The sequence below is a fragment of the Polynucleobacter sp. JS-Safj-400b-B2 genome, from assembly GCF_018881975.1.
Taxonomy (GTDB): domain Bacteria; phylum Pseudomonadota; class Gammaproteobacteria; order Burkholderiales; family Burkholderiaceae; genus Polynucleobacter.
On sequence record NZ_JACVPJ010000012.1, the window covers coordinates 23143 to 39630 of the forward strand.

At 46.4% G+C, this 16488-nt stretch carries 18 protein-coding genes; 11 read left to right on the forward strand and 7 right to left on the reverse strand.

Annotated elements, in window-relative coordinates:
• Window positions 1-2: 2 nt before the first annotated feature.
• The 7 genes from lpdA (at window position 3) to bamC (ending at window position 7312) form a co-directional block, all read left to right on the forward strand.
• Complete coding sequence (gene lpdA / locus ICN48_RS11120) at window positions 3-1439, forward strand: dihydrolipoyl dehydrogenase (protein WP_216153757.1); 1437 nt, start codon at window positions 3-5, stop codon at window positions 1437-1439.
• Window positions 1440-2543, forward strand: a complete 1104-nt coding sequence (gene zapE, locus ICN48_RS11125; RefSeq protein WP_216153758.1) for a cell division protein ZapE — start codon at window positions 1440-1442, stop codon at window positions 2541-2543.
• Window positions 2544-2552: 9 nt separating this feature from the next.
• Window positions 2553-3404: a 3',5'-nucleoside bisphosphate phosphatase gene (locus tag ICN48_RS11130; protein WP_216153759.1), complete on the forward strand. Its 852-nt coding sequence runs from the start codon at window positions 2553-2555 to the stop codon at window positions 3402-3404.
• Window positions 3405-3441: 37 nt separating this feature from the next.
• On the forward strand, window positions 3442-4644 hold the full coding sequence (locus tag ICN48_RS11135; RefSeq protein WP_216153760.1) for a tryptophan--tRNA ligase: 1203 nt from the start codon (window positions 3442-3444) through the stop codon (window positions 4642-4644).
• A gap of 18 nt (window positions 4645-4662) precedes the next feature.
• Complete coding sequence (locus ICN48_RS11140) at window positions 4663-5217, forward strand: bifunctional 2-polyprenyl-6-hydroxyphenol methylase/3-demethylubiquinol 3-O-methyltransferase UbiG (RefSeq protein ID WP_216153785.1); 555 nt, start codon at window positions 4663-4665, stop codon at window positions 5215-5217.
• A 77-nt stretch (window positions 5218-5294) separates the two neighbouring features.
• Window positions 5295-6167, forward strand: coding sequence for a 4-hydroxy-tetrahydrodipicolinate synthase (gene dapA, locus ICN48_RS11145; RefSeq protein ID WP_216153761.1), 873 nt, complete (start codon window positions 5295-5297; stop codon window positions 6165-6167).
• Window positions 6167-7312: an outer membrane protein assembly factor BamC gene (gene bamC, locus ICN48_RS11150; RefSeq protein WP_216153786.1), complete on the forward strand. Its 1146-nt coding sequence runs from the start codon at window positions 6167-6169 to the stop codon at window positions 7310-7312. The genes dapA and bamC overlap by 1 nt, the downstream gene beginning before the upstream one ends.
• Before the next feature lie 61 nt (window positions 7313-7373).
• On the opposite strand, the gene ICN48_RS11155 is transcribed toward bamC, so the two are convergent.
• Complete coding sequence (locus ICN48_RS11155; protein WP_216153762.1) at window positions 7374-7535, reverse strand: hypothetical protein; 162 nt, start codon at window positions 7533-7535, stop codon at window positions 7374-7376.
• 111 nt (window positions 7536-7646) lie between these two features.
• On the reverse strand, window positions 7647-8879 hold the full coding sequence (locus ICN48_RS11160) for a cupin domain-containing protein (RefSeq protein WP_216153763.1): 1233 nt from the start codon (window positions 8877-8879) through the stop codon (window positions 7647-7649).
• Window positions 8880-8939: 60 nt separating this feature from the next.
• Here ICN48_RS11160 and ICN48_RS11165 point away from each other — a divergent pair, with 60 nt between their 5' ends.
• The gene (locus ICN48_RS11165) at window positions 8940-9536 is read left to right on the forward strand and encodes a peptidylprolyl isomerase (RefSeq protein WP_216153787.1); all 597 of its coding nucleotides are present in this window, start codon (window positions 8940-8942) and stop codon (window positions 9534-9536) included.
• 84 nt (window positions 9537-9620) lie between these two features.
• On the opposite strand, the gene cysE is transcribed toward ICN48_RS11165, so the two are convergent.
• Complete coding sequence (gene cysE / locus ICN48_RS11170) at window positions 9621-10385, reverse strand: serine O-acetyltransferase (protein ID WP_216153764.1); 765 nt, start codon at window positions 10383-10385, stop codon at window positions 9621-9623.
• A gap of 23 nt (window positions 10386-10408) precedes the next feature.
• On the reverse strand, window positions 10409-11161 hold the full coding sequence (locus ICN48_RS11175; RefSeq protein WP_216153765.1) for an RNA methyltransferase: 753 nt from the start codon (window positions 11159-11161) through the stop codon (window positions 10409-10411).
• A 153-nt stretch (window positions 11162-11314) separates the two neighbouring features.
• Between ICN48_RS11175 and ICN48_RS11180 the strand changes: the two genes are divergently transcribed.
• A complete protein-coding gene (locus ICN48_RS11180) occupies window positions 11315-12103 on the forward strand; it encodes an inositol monophosphatase family protein (protein WP_216153766.1) in 789 nt (262 codons plus the stop codon).
• Between the two features lie 33 nt (window positions 12104-12136).
• Here the strand turns inward: ICN48_RS11180 and ICN48_RS11185 are convergent, their stop codons facing one another.
• The 3 genes from ICN48_RS11185 to ICN48_RS11195 are packed head-to-tail and all read right to left on the reverse strand — an operon-like array spanning window position 12137 to window position 14332.
• The gene (locus ICN48_RS11185; RefSeq protein ID WP_216153767.1) at window positions 12137-12919 is read right to left on the reverse strand and encodes a UDP-2,3-diacylglucosamine diphosphatase; all 783 of its coding nucleotides are present in this window, start codon (window positions 12917-12919) and stop codon (window positions 12137-12139) included.
• On the reverse strand, window positions 12916-13419 hold the full coding sequence (locus tag ICN48_RS11190) for a peptidylprolyl isomerase (RefSeq protein WP_216153768.1): 504 nt from the start codon (window positions 13417-13419) through the stop codon (window positions 12916-12918). The genes ICN48_RS11185 and ICN48_RS11190 overlap by 4 nt, the downstream gene beginning before the upstream one ends.
• A complete protein-coding gene (locus ICN48_RS11195) occupies window positions 13391-14332 on the reverse strand; it encodes a M48 family metallopeptidase (protein ID WP_216153769.1) in 942 nt (313 codons plus the stop codon). Before ICN48_RS11195 ends, ICN48_RS11190 begins: the two co-directional genes overlap by 29 nt.
• 59 nt (window positions 14333-14391) lie before the next feature.
• Here ICN48_RS11195 and cysS point away from each other — a divergent pair, with 59 nt between their 5' ends.
• Together cysS and ICN48_RS11205 are read left to right on the forward strand one after the other, a co-directional pair.
• A complete protein-coding gene (gene cysS / locus ICN48_RS11200; RefSeq protein ID WP_216153770.1) occupies window positions 14392-15813 on the forward strand; it encodes a cysteine--tRNA ligase in 1422 nt (473 codons plus the stop codon).
• Window positions 15813-16484, forward strand: coding sequence for a DNA-3-methyladenine glycosylase (locus ICN48_RS11205; protein WP_216153771.1), 672 nt, complete (start codon window positions 15813-15815; stop codon window positions 16482-16484). Before cysS ends, ICN48_RS11205 begins: the two co-directional genes overlap by 1 nt.
• The last annotated feature ends 4 nt before the right edge of the window (window positions 16485-16488 follow it).

Genomic DNA, 16488 nt, shown 5'->3' on the forward strand with positions numbered 1-16488 from the left:
TCATGAGCCAAGCTTTTGACGTAGTAGTAATTGGTGGTGGCCCTGGTGGCTATATTGCCGCAATTCGTGCAGCGCAACTCGGCTTTAAGGTTGCCTGTGCTGAATCTCAATCCTATGATGACCCTAAAGGTGAGCCCCGCTTGGGCGGCACTTGCTTAAACGTTGGCTGTATTCCTTCTAAAGCCTTGCTGGCATCTTCTGAAGAGTTTGAGAAGATTAACCATCACGCTGCCGACCATGGAATTAAAGTTGGTGCAGTTAGCATCGACACTGGCAAGATGATTGCCCGCAAAGATGACATCGTTACCAAGATGACTGGTGGTATTCAGTACTTGTTCCGCAAGAACAAAATCACCTTGTTAAAAGGTTACGCTTCATTTGAGGGTAAGGGTGCAGATGGTTATCAAGTGAAGATTGATGGCAAAGATAAAGAAACAGTTACTGCAAAGAATGTGATTATTGCTACTGGTTCTAAGGCCCGTCACCTCCCAGGGATTGCTGTTGACAATGTCTTGATCTGCGATAACGAAGGCGCTCTGAAGTTTGACTCCGCCCCCAAGAAAATGGGTGTCATCGGTGCCGGTGTCATCGGCTTGGAGTTGGGTTCTGTATGGCGCCGTCTCGGTGCTGAAGTGACTGTACTTGAAGCTATGCCTTCATTCTTGGGTGCTTGCGATATTGGTATTGCAAAAGAAGCCCAAAAGCTCTTCGCTAATCAAGGCTTAGATATTCATACTGGCGTGAAGATTGGCGATGTTAAAGCAGATAAAAAAGGTGTAGTAGTAAATTACACCGATAGCGCTGGTAAAGCTGCTAAGTTGGAATGCGATCGTTTAATTGTTTCTGTTGGTCGTGTACCCAATACTGATAAATTAGGTTTAGACAAAATTGGCCTCAAAGTGGATGAGCGTGGTTTCATTCCAATTGATGATCACACTTGTGCTACTGCAGCTCCAGGCGTTTACGCTGTTGGTGACGTAGTGCGTGGCCCAATGTTGGCACACAAAGCAGAAGACGAAGGTGTCTTGGTTGCTGAAGTGATTGCTGGTCAAAAACCCCATATTGATTACAACTGCATTCCTTGGGTTATCTATACTGACCCTGAAATTGCATGGGTTGGTAAGACTGAACAAGCACTCAAAGAGGCTGGCATTGCTTATAAAGCGGGTCAGTTCCCATTTGCTGCTAATGGCCGTGCCTTAGGTATGGGTCGTGCTGATGGTTTCATCAAAGTGTTGGCTGATGCTAAGACTGATGAGATTCTTGGCGTACACATCATCGGCGCTAATGCATCTGACTTAATTGCAGAGGCAGCGGTTGCGATGGAATTTAAAGCAGCAGCAGAAGATATTGCTCGTATCTGTCATGCACATCCAAGTTTGTCTGAAGTGATGCGCGAAGCGGCATTGGCGACAGACTCACGTGCATTAAATATGTAATTGAAAACCATTGAGTTTTACCAACAAGAGTTAAAGGCGCGTGGGTATCACAGTGATCCCGCGCAGCTTCGTGCTGTTGAGCGTCTTCAGGAGTGTGAAGACGAATGGATTGCTTACAAAGAAATCCGCAGCAATACCTTAAAGAAGAAGATATTCAAACCAACACTACCCAGAGGCTTGTATCTGTGGGGTGGGGTAGGGCGTGGCAAATCTTTCTTAATGGACTGCTTCTATGCAGCCTCCCCTTTAGAAAAGAAAATCCGTATTCACTTTCATGAGTTCATGCGGGAAGTGCATCGTGAGTTGCATGAGCTTTCAGGAATGGCAGATCCGCTAGATGAATTAGCAAAGCGGATTTCTAATCGTTATCGTCTCATATGCTTTGATGAGTTTCACATTAATGATATCGCTGATGCGATGATTTTGTATCGCCTACTTGATGCACTTTTTGTGGATCGTGTGCAATTTGTGATGACATCAAACTATCGCCCCGATCAACTCTATCCAAATGGATTGCATCGCGATAGATTAATTCCTGCTATTAAGCTACTGGAAGAAAAGCTCGATGTTCTAAATGTAGATGCAGGTAATGATTACCGCCGTGTACAGATGGCGCAAGTTGAAGCCTATCTCACTCCGGTTAATGCGGAAACACAAACAACCCTTGGTCAAATGTTTCAAACCCTGATTGGCAATCAAAAAGAGGCCCGCAATCCCGTCTTAAATATTGAGTCTCGTGAGTTACGTCCCTTGCACATGGCCGATGGCGTAGTGTGGTTTGACTTCAAGACCCTCTGTTGCGGCCCGCGTTCCCAAAATGACTATCTTGAAATTGCAAACCAATTTCATACGGTGATTCTGTCGGGGGTGCCCTATATGCCCCCCAGAATGACTAATGAAGCCCGTCGCTTTATATGGTTAATCGACGTCTTATACGACCATAAGATCAAATTAATCATCTCTGCAGAGGTTCCAGCCCCCGATTTGTACACAGAGGGCCAAATTACTGCGGAATTCTCCCGAACCGTATCCCGTTTGATCGAGATGCAGTCTCGTGACTACCTCGATGCACCGCGCCGGGTAATTGATACCAGCTTGACCTAAAATAAGGTCATGAGCAGCTTTTCACCCCTCAATGCCGATTTACATTGCCATTCAGTGATTTCTGACGGGACTTTGACGCCTGAGGATTTAGCTGAGCGCGCCAAGGCAAATGGCGTCCATTTGTGGGCGCTGACCGATCATGACGAGCTGGGTGGGCAAAAGCGTGCGCGTGAAGCGGCAAGCACTTTAAACATGGATTACCTTGCCGGCGTAGAAATCTCGGTTACTTGGATGGGTGAGACCATTCACATTGTTGGTCTTGGAATTGATGCGGACCATATTGGAATTATTGAAGGCTTGCGTCGTACGCGTGATGGTCGGGCAAATCGTGCGCAACTGATGGCCGAGCAATTATTAAAAGCAGGTATTCCTGGCGCTTATGAGGGCGCACTGCATTTTGCTGGCAATCATGAATTGATTTCCAGAACTCACTTTGCTCGCTTCTTGGTGGAGCAGGGCGTCTGCCGTAACACTGAGCACGTATTTAAAAATTATTTGATTGAGGGTAAGCCAGGATATGTTCCCCATCAATGGGCTACGCTAGATAACGCTGTCCATTGGATTAAGTCTGCAGGTGGTGTTGCTGTGATTGCCCACCCCGGTCGTTACAGCAGGTTGAATGACATGCAAATGGATGAGCTCTATAAGCACTTTAAGGACATTGGAGGCTTGGCCATTGAAGTGATTACGGGAAGTCATAGTCCAGATCAATACAAAACTTTTGCAAAGATTGCGCAGCAATATGGCTTCTTGGCTTCTCGTGGTTCGGATTTTCACGATCCGAAAGAGAGTCATATTGATTTGGGTAACTTGCCTCACTTACCAGACCATCTCACTCCGGTTTGGTCTGCTTTTCACTAATCTATTAATTACTTAACCATTTAGAAAAAGAATACAGATGTTTGCTGAACGCGTTCTCTCTGGCATGCGACCAACTGGTAGCTTGCACCTTGGTCATTACCACGGTGTTTTAAAGAACTGGGTGCGCTTGCAGTCCGAGTACCCTTGTTTCTTTTTTGTGGCCGATTGGCATGCATTAACTACCCATTACGAGACTCCGGATGTCATCGAGCAATCCGTATGGGAAATGGTGATTGATTGGTTGGCAACTGGCGTAGATCCAAATCAGGCAACTTTGTTTATTCAAAGCAAAGTGCCAGAACACGCTGAACTCTTTTTATTGCTCTCCATGGGAACCCCTCTAGGCTGGCTGGAGAGGGTGCCTACCTATAAAGATCAAATCGAGAAACTCAAGGAAAAAGACCTTCAAACTTATGGTTTCTTGGGCTATCCATTGTTGCAAGCTGCTGATATTTTGATTTATCGCGCACAGTTTGTGCCCGTAGGCGAAGATCAGGTGCCGCACGTAGAAATGACTCGTGAAGTGGCCCGACGCTTTAACTATCTGTATGGCCGCGAGCCAGGCTTTGAAGAAAAAGCTTTAGAGGCTGTCAAGAAGCTTGGTAGTAAACGTGCCAAGATGTATGCCGAATTACGCGTTGCTTTTCAGGAGCGTGGTGACGATGAGGCCTTGGAGCAAGCTAAGGCCCTGTTGCAGGAAGCACAAAGTCTATCTATGGCTGATCGCGAGAGACTCTTTGGTTTCTTGGAAGGTTCTCGCAAAATTATTCTTCCTGAACCCCAAGCGTTGCTAACAACTGCATCACGTATGCCTGGCATTGATGGACAGAAGATGTCTAAGTCCTATGGAAATACTATTAGCATTCGTGAAAATCCAGAAGACGTGATTAAAAAGATCCGGACTATGCCTACTGATCCTGCTCGTGTCCGCAGAACCGATGCGGGTGACCCAGCGCGTTGTCCTGTATGGCAACTGCATACCGTGTACTCGAATGATGAGACAAAACAATGGGTTGATAAGGGGTGTAAATCGGCAGGTATTGGCTGCTTAGAGTGTAAGCAGCCTGTCATTGACGCTATTCTGGCAGAACAACAGCCGATGTTTGAGCGTGCTCAGAAGTACCTAGATGACCCAAGTTTGCTGCGCTCCATCATTGCTGATGGCTGCGATAAAGCGCGTAAGGTTGCACAAGAAACCATGCGAGAGGTTCGCGAAGCTATGGGTCTTGCTTACGATTGAGGATTGACCTTGCCTAATATGCATGATGTGATTGCGAGCGCTTCACCTTGGGTGAGGCGATTTGCACCGCTTATTCCAAAGGATGGGGTGGTTCTAGATTTAGCCTGTGGATCAGGCCGACACTCTGAGTTGCTGGCTAGTATGGGCTATCAGGTGCTAGCAGTTGATCAGGACATTGAAGCTGTAGAGGCGCTAGGCAATCCATTCATTACCCCTAAGCGCTTTCATCTTGAAGAGGTCGAATGGCCGCTAATAGGTTCTGAGTTCAGCGCCATTGTGGTGACAAACTATCTTTATCGTCCCCACCTCGATGAACTTCCCAAAATGCTGGGAAAAGAGGGTGTTTTGATCTATGAAACCTTTGCCGTGGGTAATGGAGATTTCGGAAGGCCATCAAACCCCAATTTCCTCTTAAATCCAGGGGAATTGCTTGCTTTTGCCTCCCGCCATGGGCTTTATGTGGCGGCTTATGAGGATATTTACGTGGATCAGCCCAAACCAGCTATGGTTCAGCGCCTATGTGCTGTAAAAGGTGAGCCAAAACAGCGCATTCCGTTACAATTTCAGGGTTAAGACAGCTAAAAATCGGTGCATATTCGGTGACAAATACAGCGCATTCCAAAGGTAGCAAAAAGCCCATAACCGGTAGCATGCCGGCTATTGTTACTCCTATGTTCGAGGATGGCAGTTTGGATTACGTTAGCTTGCGTTCTTTGTTAGATTGGCATGTATCCGAAGGTACGGATGGCATTGTCATTGTTGGGACAAGTGGCGAGTCTCCAACGGTTTCAGTCGAAGAGCATTGCGAACTGATTCGCGTGACGGTAGAGCAGATTGCTGGACGCATTCCGGTAATCGCAGGCACTGGTGGCAACTCAACGATTGAAGCAATTGAATTAACCAAATTTGCTAAGCAAGTTGGCGCTAATGCTAGCTTGCAAGTAGTGCCGTATTACAACAAGCCGACACAAGATGGCATGTTTGCTCACTTTAAAAAGATTGCTGAGTCAGTTGATCTGCCAGTAATTTTGTATAACGTTCCTGGTAGAACGGTCGCCGACTTAGCTGGTGACACTGTGGTTCGTTTAGCGGATGTTCCAGGCATTGTTGGAATCAAAGAAGCAACTGGTAGCTTAGAGCGCGGAACCTTATTGATTAATGATCTCAAGCGTGCTGGGCACGAAGACTTTGCGGTGTTTTCTGGTGACGATCTCACAGCAGCTATGTTGATGCTGATGGGTGGCAAGGGCAATATCTCTGTAACCGCAAATATTGCCCCACGTTTAATGCACGAACTTTGTGTTGCAGCCATGTCGGACGATGTGAAGAGAACTCGTGAAATCCAATACCAATTGATTGCAGTTCATAAGGCGATGTTCACTGAAGCTAACCCAATCCCAGTGAAGTGGGCATTACACGAAATGGGCAAGATTACTGCTGGCATTCGTTTGCCATTAACACCTTTAAGCAATTCCTTGCGCGAGCCTTTGAAGGCAGCATTAAAACAGGCCAACTTATTATGATGAATTTGCTCCAACTATTGCGTCGATACTTATCGATATTGGCTCTACTATTAACTACATCCATTGTTCTAACAGCCTGTAAATCAGTTAATAGTAGCGATACTGTTGACTACAAGAGCTCTGGCGCTGTCCGTGGTCCTAATTTATCTTACCCTCCCGACTTGATCACCGCTCAAGCTGATCGCCGTTACATCGTTCAAGATGGAACAGCCACAATGTCTGAGTACAACGCTGCCGTTAAGAAGTCGGTACAAATGCGCAGTAATGTGATGACCGGTATTCCTGGTATGCGTATTGCGCGTGATGGCGAGCGTCGTTGGTTGGTGGTTGAAAAGCCAGCGCCCGAACTATATCCACAAGTGAAAGATTTCTGGCAAGAGAATGGCTTCCTTTTGGTAGTCGATTCTCCATCTACTGGAATCATGGAAACAGACTGGGCAGAAAATCGCGCAAAGATTTCTCAAGATTGGATACGTTCAACTCTTGGCGGCGCCTTAGATACGCTCTATGACACAGGTGAGCGTGATAAATATAAGACGCGCTTAGAGGTTGCTAAACCCGGTGAGACTGAGGTCTACATTACACAACGTGGCGCTATTGAAAAGTGTACTTCTGATTCCACTGGAAACTGTATTTCTACTGTATGGACACCTCGTCCAAATGATCCTGAGCTAGAGGCCATTTTCTTGGCGCGTTTGATGGAGCGTTTGGGTATGACTCAAGAGCAAGCTAAGGCAATGGTAGCCGTTCCGCTGGGCCCTAAAACCCCTAAGGCGAAGTTTGTGCAAGAAGGTAGCAATCAGGCTTATATTCAGTTAAGCGCTGGTTTTGATCGCGCATGGCGTGATGTTGGCCTAGCGCTTGATCGCTCTAACTTTACTGTTGAGGATCGCAATCGCTCTAGTGGTGTTTACTATGTGCGCTACGTTAATCCAAAAGATTTGGGTGATACCAAAGGTTTCTTCACCAATCTCTTTAGCAGTAAAGATGATTCAAGCTTGAAGGCTAAAAAATATCAGGTGGTTGTGAAGAGTACTGGCGAGAATTCTGCAAATGTCTACGTGCAGAATGCTGATGGCAAGCCAGAAAATACGCCTGCAGGATTTCAGTTGTTAACCTTGTTAACGGATCAGCTGTCTAAGTAAGTGTTTTTTATAGCTAATAAAAAAGCCGCTTTTCAGCGGCTTTTTTTCTTCATGAAGAAGATTACTTCTTAGCGTCAGCAGCTGGCGCAGCTGGAGCAGCAGCAGGAGCTTCAGCAGCAGGAGCAGCAGCAGGAGCAGCTTCAACAGGTTTTGCTTCTTCTTTTTTACCGCAAGCGGCCAAGGCGATTGCTAACATAGCAGCGAATACGAGTGACTTCTTCATTTGTAGATTCCTTTAAAAAAAATTAACAACAATTACCGGTAATTGTTTTCTGGATTCACCAAGGGATTATCCCTAAGTAGTTTCCAGCAATTATTATATCCATCTGGGAATTCATGTCTGAAAAACCAGCCATCCAGCCAAATAGGCCACATAAAGACTGGATTTATCGAGATGCTTGAGTTTGTTAGTTTTAAGACCCTTTTGTGCAGAAAGCCCCTGCCAAGCGGAAATAATGTCAGGAGCTTGCCCCTTGGTCATATTTTCCCCATTGCAATAAATCTGCTTTCCAAGGGCTAAAATCCGGGTTTGAGGGTGGGGAATTAGGCTAGTAGCACCTAATTTCTTTAAAAATTTACCTGGGTTAAGGGGGTCTTCTGGGCCGTCAAAAAAGGCTTGTTGTTTAGGCTCTGAAAGATAGGCGGTGATTCCTGGTAGAAAGCCGTCAATTTGATCTAACTTCAAACCCTTGAGTTTCGATTCAAGCTGTTTGATGAGTTCATCAGGAAGCTGATCGGCAAGTTGAGTGGCATTTTGTTTGGGGTCTGCAAACTTATTTTCTAAAGCAGGAATATCTTCCAAAGACTCTGCAAGGCGCCACAAACCTTCTTGTAATAATTCCTTAAAGCTAGGCGAACGAAATCCTACTGACCATGTTTGACAGCCTGCATCTAGGGCGATTCCATCGTGTGCTACATGTGGTGGCAAATACAGCATGTCGCCTGGCTCTAAAGTCCATTCTTGCTCGAGCTTAAAGTTCTGCAGAATTTTTAGTGGCAGATTTGGGTTAAGGCTTAAATCTTCTTGTTCTGAAATTCGCCATTGCCTTCTTCCGGACATTTGAATTAGGAAGACATCGTAAGAATCAAAGTGTGGGCCAACGCCGCCGCCAATGCCAGCAATGCTGACCATCAAGTCATCCAGGCGAGCATCGGGAATAAAGCGAAACCAAGAGAGGATTTTGGCCGCAGCAGGGTGACGCGCTTCCATTCCTTGGAGCAACAAAGTCCAATTGGGTTTATCAAGCGAGGGAATCGATTTTTTGACAAATGGTCCACTGCTAAAGCTCCAAGGCTTGGATTTCACCAGACGCGATTCCACTTGATCTTGCAGAGCAAATTTGAGCAATTCTTGGGCGGGTATAGGGCTATCCAGTTGCTCGCCTGACTGGGCTGAGAGGGCAAATGCCGGAATTGCTCCTCGGATGAGTAAGGGCTTTTTATGCCAGTAGCGAGCCATGAACTGATTTGGGCTAATACCCCCAAATAAGGCCCAGGGCTCACTTAAAGGGAGCTTTAAAGGGGCCTGAGGTGGTTCGTAGGGTTTGCTCAAGTAAAATGAGGTCATAAAGTAAAAGGTAAATGCTTTTTAGAAACTGATTAAAAACAAATGTTCGACAAATTCCGCATGAAGATTGAAAAAAATACTATCGTATCCCTTCGCTATAAGTTAACCGATGCGCAAAATAATGTCATCGAAGAACCAGATTCTCCGATGGTATACCTGCATGGTGGTTATGAAGGTACTTTCCCCAAAATTGAAACTTTGCTAGATGGTCAAGATATTGGCTATGAGGCCACGATTCAACTTGAGCCAAATGAGGCGTTTGGTGAGTACGATCCTGAGCTATTGAAGATTGAGCCACGCACGCGTTTTCCTGAGCCCCTGGAAGTGGGTATGCAGTTTGAAGGCATCCCCGATACCGAAGAAGGTGCTAATGCTGAGGATGCGGATACTGATGATGAGCCTTTAATCTACACCGTTACCGATGTTGCCGACAATCAAGTAGTGCTCGATGGCAATCATCCTTTGGCGGGTATGGCATTGCGTTTTTGGGTGCAGGTCGAAGATGTTCGCGTTGCCACTGATGATGAGATCGAAAATCGTCATCCAGAAGGTGGTGATAGTTTTTCATTTGGTATGCCAAATGATGATGACGATGATGAAGAATTTCCAGGCGGAGTATTAGGTGGTGATAACGCTGGTCCACGCACACTGCATTAATTCTGAGATCTACTAAAGTAAAAAAGGAATAGCACGCTATTCCTTTTTTGTTTGCATCATTTCTTTTACGCCGCCCCTAAGGCCCTACTCTCTCAGCCATTCTTTAATAGCATCAAGATCACGCTTTGTATCGCTTGAGGCTGCTGCATCATGGCCTGTAGGGGTGTTGCTTAACTTAGCAATTGCTTTCTCTAGTGCTGCAATTTTGGCTTCTTGCTCGATCGTCGCATCGATTAAACCCTTGAGGGCCATTGATACTGGATCATCTACATTGGGCGTAACGCCATAGGCGGAAAAATATTCTTTTGTTTTGCTATCAGGACTTTGCGGCAAGTCTGGATGTAAGATGCGCGCAGGTATGCCAACAGCAGTAGCGCCAGCAGGAATCTCTTTTAGAACAACAGCATTGGAGCCAACACGCGCACCATCGCCAACCGTAAATCCGCCAAGTACTTTTGCGCCAGCACTAACGACTACACCTTTGCCTAGAGTGGGGTGACGTTTAACACCTTTGTAGAGCGAAGTGCCACCTAAGGTTACGCCTTGATAAATAGTGCAGTCATCACCAATTTCAGTAGTCTCACCAATCACAATACCAAGCCCATGATCTAGGAATACTCTACGACCAATTTTTGCGCCAGGATGAATTTCAATACCCGTCAGAATGCGTGCAAACATGGAGAGTACGCGTGCAATCCATTTCAGACCTAGATTCCATAAAAAATGGGAGAGGCGATGAAACCAAACTGCATGCAAACCTTGGTAGCAAGTGATGACCTCGAGACGATTTCGCGCTGCTGGGTCTCGGGCAATGATGGAGTCGACTTGGTCGAAAAGGGGATTAGACATAACTTGATTTTAACGGGATGCGCTCATTTTCTCAGGAGCATCTGTTTTGCAATTCCTCGCAATAGGTCAATCTCTTCTTTATGCAGGCGGCTACGTGCAAATAGAGCCTGTAATCGGGGCATAAGCTTCTTGGGGTTGGTTGGGTCAAGATAGCCTATCGCCTCAAGCCCTTCGCGCCAATGATCCAGCATGGCGGCAACGGCAACGGGATCAGCAAAATCAGCCATTTCTTCGCGATTTGCTAAAGAGTGAGACTCTCCAGCACTCTGAAGCAAAGTTGCTCGGAGGGTATAGGCGCATACCATCAATGCCTGGGCAAGATTAAGAGAGGGGTAAGTGGGATTGGCATCTAGCCAGACTCTGTGTGTACACAGGGCTAAATGATCATTATCTAGCCCTGTTCTCTCTGGGCCAAAGAGGAGGGCAACCTTTCCACCGCTCATAGTTGTATCTGATATCAATGAGCGGGCAGTCTCCCAATCTAAGGCGGGAGGACCAAACTCCCGATCACGGCTGGTGAGGCCTAAAACAAGCGCGCACCCCTCTACCGCAGATGCTAAAGAAGCGCCTTCCAAGGAAGTCTCTAGGATATCTACAGCTCCGCTAGCCAGGGCTATTGCTTCAGGATTAGCAGCCACGCCCTTGACCTTGGGGTTGATAAGGCGCAAATCGCCAAAGCCCATCGTTTTGAGGGCGCGAGCGGCTGAACCTACGTTTCCAGGATGGCTAGTCTCCACTAAAACCCAGCGAAGTAATTTGGATAAATCGATATTCATCAATGCGCTTTAGGGTAGTTTTAGGGTCGTTATTGGGGGGTTATGGATGCTAATCGTTTAGAATCAATCTGTTAGCTTCGTATTGTCATGCAATTTACTCTAGTTGTAGACATTACAAGGAGCTTGTTCTTATTTAATTTGTCCATCAATACTATGCATCCCATGTTAAATGTGGCCGTAAAGGCCGCCCGTCGCGCTGGAACAGTCATCAATCGAGCTTCCCTGAATTTGGAGCGCTTGCAAGTTGACCGTAAACAACATAATGATTTTGTAACCGAGGTGGACAAAGCCGCAGAAGCGGCCATCATTGAAACGCTCAGCGAAGCCTATCCAACCCACGGATTTTTGGCAGAAGAAACAGGCGAGCGTAATGCCGATGCAGAAAATGTTTGGATCATTGATCCTCTTGATGGCACAACCAATTTCATTCATGGTTTTCCGCAATATGCCGTATCCATCGCGCTTGCAGTGAATGGCGTAACTCAACAAGCCGTGGTTTATGACCCAACTCGCGATGAATTATTTACCGCGACACGTGGTGCTGGCGCCTACTTGGATCGTCGGCGTTTGCGTGTAGCGGCGCAAGATCGTCTGGCTAATTCTTTACTTGGTACGGGCTTTCCATATCGTGAAGATCAAGATTTAGAAAAATATTTAAAGATTTTTGCAGAGATGTCACGTCAATGTGCAGGCTTACGTCGCCCAGGCGCAGCATCACTAGACTTAGCCTATGTTGCAGCCGGACGTTACGATGGCTTCTTTGAGAGCGATCTCAAGCCATGGGATATGGCGGCCGGTGCATTGCTTATTACTGAAGCAGGTGGATTGGTAGGAAACTATCGTGGTGAAGAAGGCTTCCTGAAAAGTGGTGAAGTGATGGCAGCAAACCCACGCATCTTTGCGCAGATGGTGCAATCGCTTTCTAAATACTCAGTTTCTTAATAGAAACCACTCGACCTGTGTGCTTAATGGAGCTTAGCTCTTAATCAGGTCGAGATATCGCGCTCCAGCACTATCAATAAGTAAGGCGCTTGCCCTAGGGGGCAGGCACTCTGGGTGATCAAGATCCCAGTCTGATAACACCCACCGTTGCCAATTTTGAGCGCCCATAGATTCTTCATGATGGGCGGGTAAGTGGGTATGCCCATGAATCAATCTGTTTCCAGGTTGATCTTTCATTACAGCAGCGCAAGCTTGTTGCGTCACATCCATTTTGGCTTGATGTGAAATAGAGCGTTGTTGTGCTTGGTATTGACTATGACTATTGCTACGCAAATGTTGGGCAATATCTTTGCGCCAATTAAGAGGCAGACCTAAGAACATTTTTTGTATCCAAGGCTTTCGAACCCAATGACGAAATACTTGATATCCGATATCGGCGGTGCATAAAGCATCACCGTGTGCAAGCACCCATTTTTGTGAAGCAATCTCAACCGTACTCGGGTCTGACAAAAATTTCATGCCCGTTTTTTTAATAAAACTTTTACCGATTAAAAAATCTCGATTGCCGTGTAAGTAGTATGTTTTTACTTTGGCAGAAAGATTGGCGATTGCGCGCTGAACTTCTTGCTGGAAGGGGGAAGATGCTGATGCATCATCACCCACCCAGTATTCAAATAAGTCACCCAGAATAAAGACTGCCTCTACTTTTGGAGCTTCTTTTTCGCAGAAGTCAAAAAAACGTTGCGCCGTCAAGGGCATTGACGGCGTCAGGTGTAAATCCGATATGAGCAGCGCGCTCGCGTATTGCGGAATCATTCCTCGAGAACAGTAGCCTTATCGATAACGACATCTTCCGTTGGAACGTCTTGATGAAAACCAGAGCTTCCGGTCTTTACTTTGCGAATGGTGTCGACAACATCCATGCCGTCTGTGACTTTGCCAAATACAGCATAGCCCCAGCCTTGAGCATTGGGAGCTGTGTGGTTCAGGAAATCATTGTCATTGGCATTGATGAAGAATTGAGCAGTGGCAGAATGTGGGTCGCTAGTACGAGCCATAGCTACTGTGTAGCGATCATTCTTGAGGCCGTTATTCGCTTCGTTTTCAATTTCTGCACCAGTTGGCTTTTGCTTCATGCCAGCAGTCATACCGCCACCTTGAATCATGAAGTTATCAATGACGCGATGAAAGATCGTGCCATCGTAATGACCACTTTTTACATACTGTAAAAAATTGGCAACACTTTTGGGTGCTTTAGCTGCATCTAGAGTCAGGGTGATATCGCCCTTATTGGTTTTTAGGAGTACTTTCGCCATTATTAGATCTACTTTCTGGAAGGTTAGTGGATGGGTTGTTGCTTGGTAGTGAATCCGAAGATGGATTTACTGTAGGGTTGACTGCGGGATTGGGGGTGCGACTTACAGGACGTTTCGCCGGGGGTTTCAAGACATCTAGAAGTGCCTTAGCCCGGTTAGCGTACTGTCGTTGATTTAACTGTGCATTCTTGGCGGCATCTTCATAGGCTTGGGCACCAAGACGAATGTAGATCTCACCTAAATTGGCAGAGGCAATGGCATAACTAGGACGCAGCTTTAACGCCAGTTCTAAATAATCTCGCGCTTCAATCCATTGACCTTGGTTAGCTGCAATCGCTGCTAGATTGTTATATGGCTCAGGTAATTCAGGGAACTGCTGAGTAATCTCAATCAAAGTCTTTTTGGCTTGATCAAATTGACGCATCTCGATTTGCAAACGCGCCTTCACAAAACGCAACTGAACATTACGCGGTGTTTTTTTCAGATCCACATTGATCTGCGTTACAGCATCTTGATATTTGCGCGCCTTAATGAGTTTCTCTACATCCGAAGGAACGGCATTCTTGGTAATGGGGTCTGGCTCAATAATCAAGAAAGATAAAAATGGAACGCCAACGGTCTCAGAGAGTTCTGGATTGAGTGGGTCATATCCAATATCTGCCGACAGTCTTGGCGGATCAATGGGGCTATAGCCACCTAAATAAGGTTGAGCTGGGGTCTGTGAGGCGCCCACTCCTTTGGCGTTCATTGCCGCAATTTCTGCATCAGCACGCTGCTGGGCAGGGGTGCTGCAGCCCGATAGGATTGCCAGAATTGCCAAAGTGGCAAAAGCTGGGATAAAGACCTTATTGAGGGCAAGACGTGGCGCTGGGGCGTTGTAGGGCATAGGTACAGGGGTGTGAAACGGGCTCATTCGATATACTCAGCGCTCAGTCTAACAAATTGGCGCTACTTGCCCACCTTTATAGTCCTATGCTGCAAATCTATAACACCCTTAGCCGTTCAAAACAGGCCTTTAAGCCCATAGTCCCGGGTAAGGTAAAGATGTACGTCTGCGGCATGACGGTTTATGACTTTTGCCACATTGGCCATGCCAGGGTCATGATTGTCTTTGATATGGTGGTTCGTTGGCTTAGGGCTAGCGGCTATGAAGTGCTATATGTCCGCAATATTACGGATATTGACGACAAGATTATCAAAAGGGCCATTGAGAATGGCGAGCCAATTTCCGCACTAACCAATCGCTTTATTGACGCCATGCATGCTGACTCTGATGAGTTGGGTTTGATGCATCCCGATCAAGAACCGCGCGCTACAGATTACATTGCACAGATGCAAGGCATGATTGGCAAACTAATTGAAAACGAATTGGCATATCAGGCAAATGATGGTGATGTAAATTTTGCTGTGCGCCTATTGCCGCGCTATGGTCAGTTATCGGGCAAGACATTAGATGAGTTAAACGCTGGCGAGCGCGTTGCAGTCGGTGACGGCAAGCGTGACCCACTAGATTTTGTTTTGTGGAAGAGCGCAAAAGTGGAAGAACCAGCAGACACCCGCTGGAATTCTCCTTGGGGTGAGGGCCGCCCAGGCTGGCACATTGAATGTTCGGCAATGTCATGCGATTTATTGGGCGAGCACTTTGATATTCATGGGGGTGGTGCAGATCTGCAGTTCCCACACCACGAAAATGAAATCGCCCAAAGCGAAGGTGCCCTGTATGGCAAAGACCGCAAAGAAGACGATCCCCCCTTTGTTAATTACTGGATGCATAACGGACATATCCGCGTAAATGAAGAGAAGATGTCTAAATCGTTGGGCAATTTCTTTTTAATACGTGATGTCTTAAAGAGTTTTGATCCTGAAGTACTGCGCTTCTTTATGTTGAAGGCACATTACCGTAGTCCGATTAATTACAGCGATGCACAACTTGAAGAGGCTCGTTCTGGACTGGCGCGTCTATACACAGCCTTGGCTCAGGCTCCCAAGGCTGAATCATCATTACTGAACCCTCATAATCCGTGGGCAAAGCGCTTTGCTGACGCTATGAATGATGACTTCAATACGCCAGAAGCGATTGCTGTGTTGTTTGATTTGGCAAGTGAAGTGAATCGTGCCAATGGAGATGAAAAACAATTGCTCGCAAACACAATGAAAGCTCTTGGAGCTTACTTGAATTTCTTGCAACGTGATCCAACCGCCTTTTTGCAAGCGGGCACTAAAGATCAGGATGGTTTAAGCGCCGATCAAATAGAAGAGCAGATTGCGGCACGGGTTGCCGCTAAGCAGGCAAAAGACTTTACTAAGGCAGACTTGATTCGCAAGACATTGCTAGAGCAGGGCATCGTTTTAGAAGATAAACCCGGCGGCTTAACAGAATGGCGTAGGGCTTAATGACAGTAGCGAAAGAAAATGCTGAGAAAGCAGAATCTATTTTGCAAGAAGTTGCACCTGACTATTGGGAGCAAGCTTGTAAAGAATTGATGAAGCATGACCGTATTATGAAAAAACTGATTCCTAAAATTGGATCCGGATTTTTAGTGACGCGCGGTGATTCATTCAATACTTTGGCGAGATCTATTGTTGGACAGCAGATTTCAGTTGCTGCAGCACAATCCGTTTGGAACAAAGTAGTTGCTGCTAGCAAAAAGAAGGTGACCCCTAAAAATATCCTAGCGCTAACTGTGGAAGAATTGCGTGCAGCCGGATTGTCTGGGCGTAAGGTCGAGTACATCCGAGATTTAGCCGATCACTTTGATTCTGGTCGGCTACATGCCAATCAGTGGAAAGATATGGACGACGAAAGCGTTATTAAGGAATTAAGCTCAATTCGGGGAATTGGCCGCTGGACGGCAGAAATGTTCTTGATTTTCAATATGGTTCGCCCCGATATCCTGCCTTTAGATGATGTCGGTCTCATTAAGGCTATTTCTCTTAATTACTTCAGTGGAGAGCCTGTCAGCCGCCATGAGGCGAGGGAGGTGGCTGCTAATTGGGCACCGTGGCGCACGGTTGCAACCTGGTATATGTGGAGAAGTATCGACCCAATCCCAGTTGAATATTAAAATC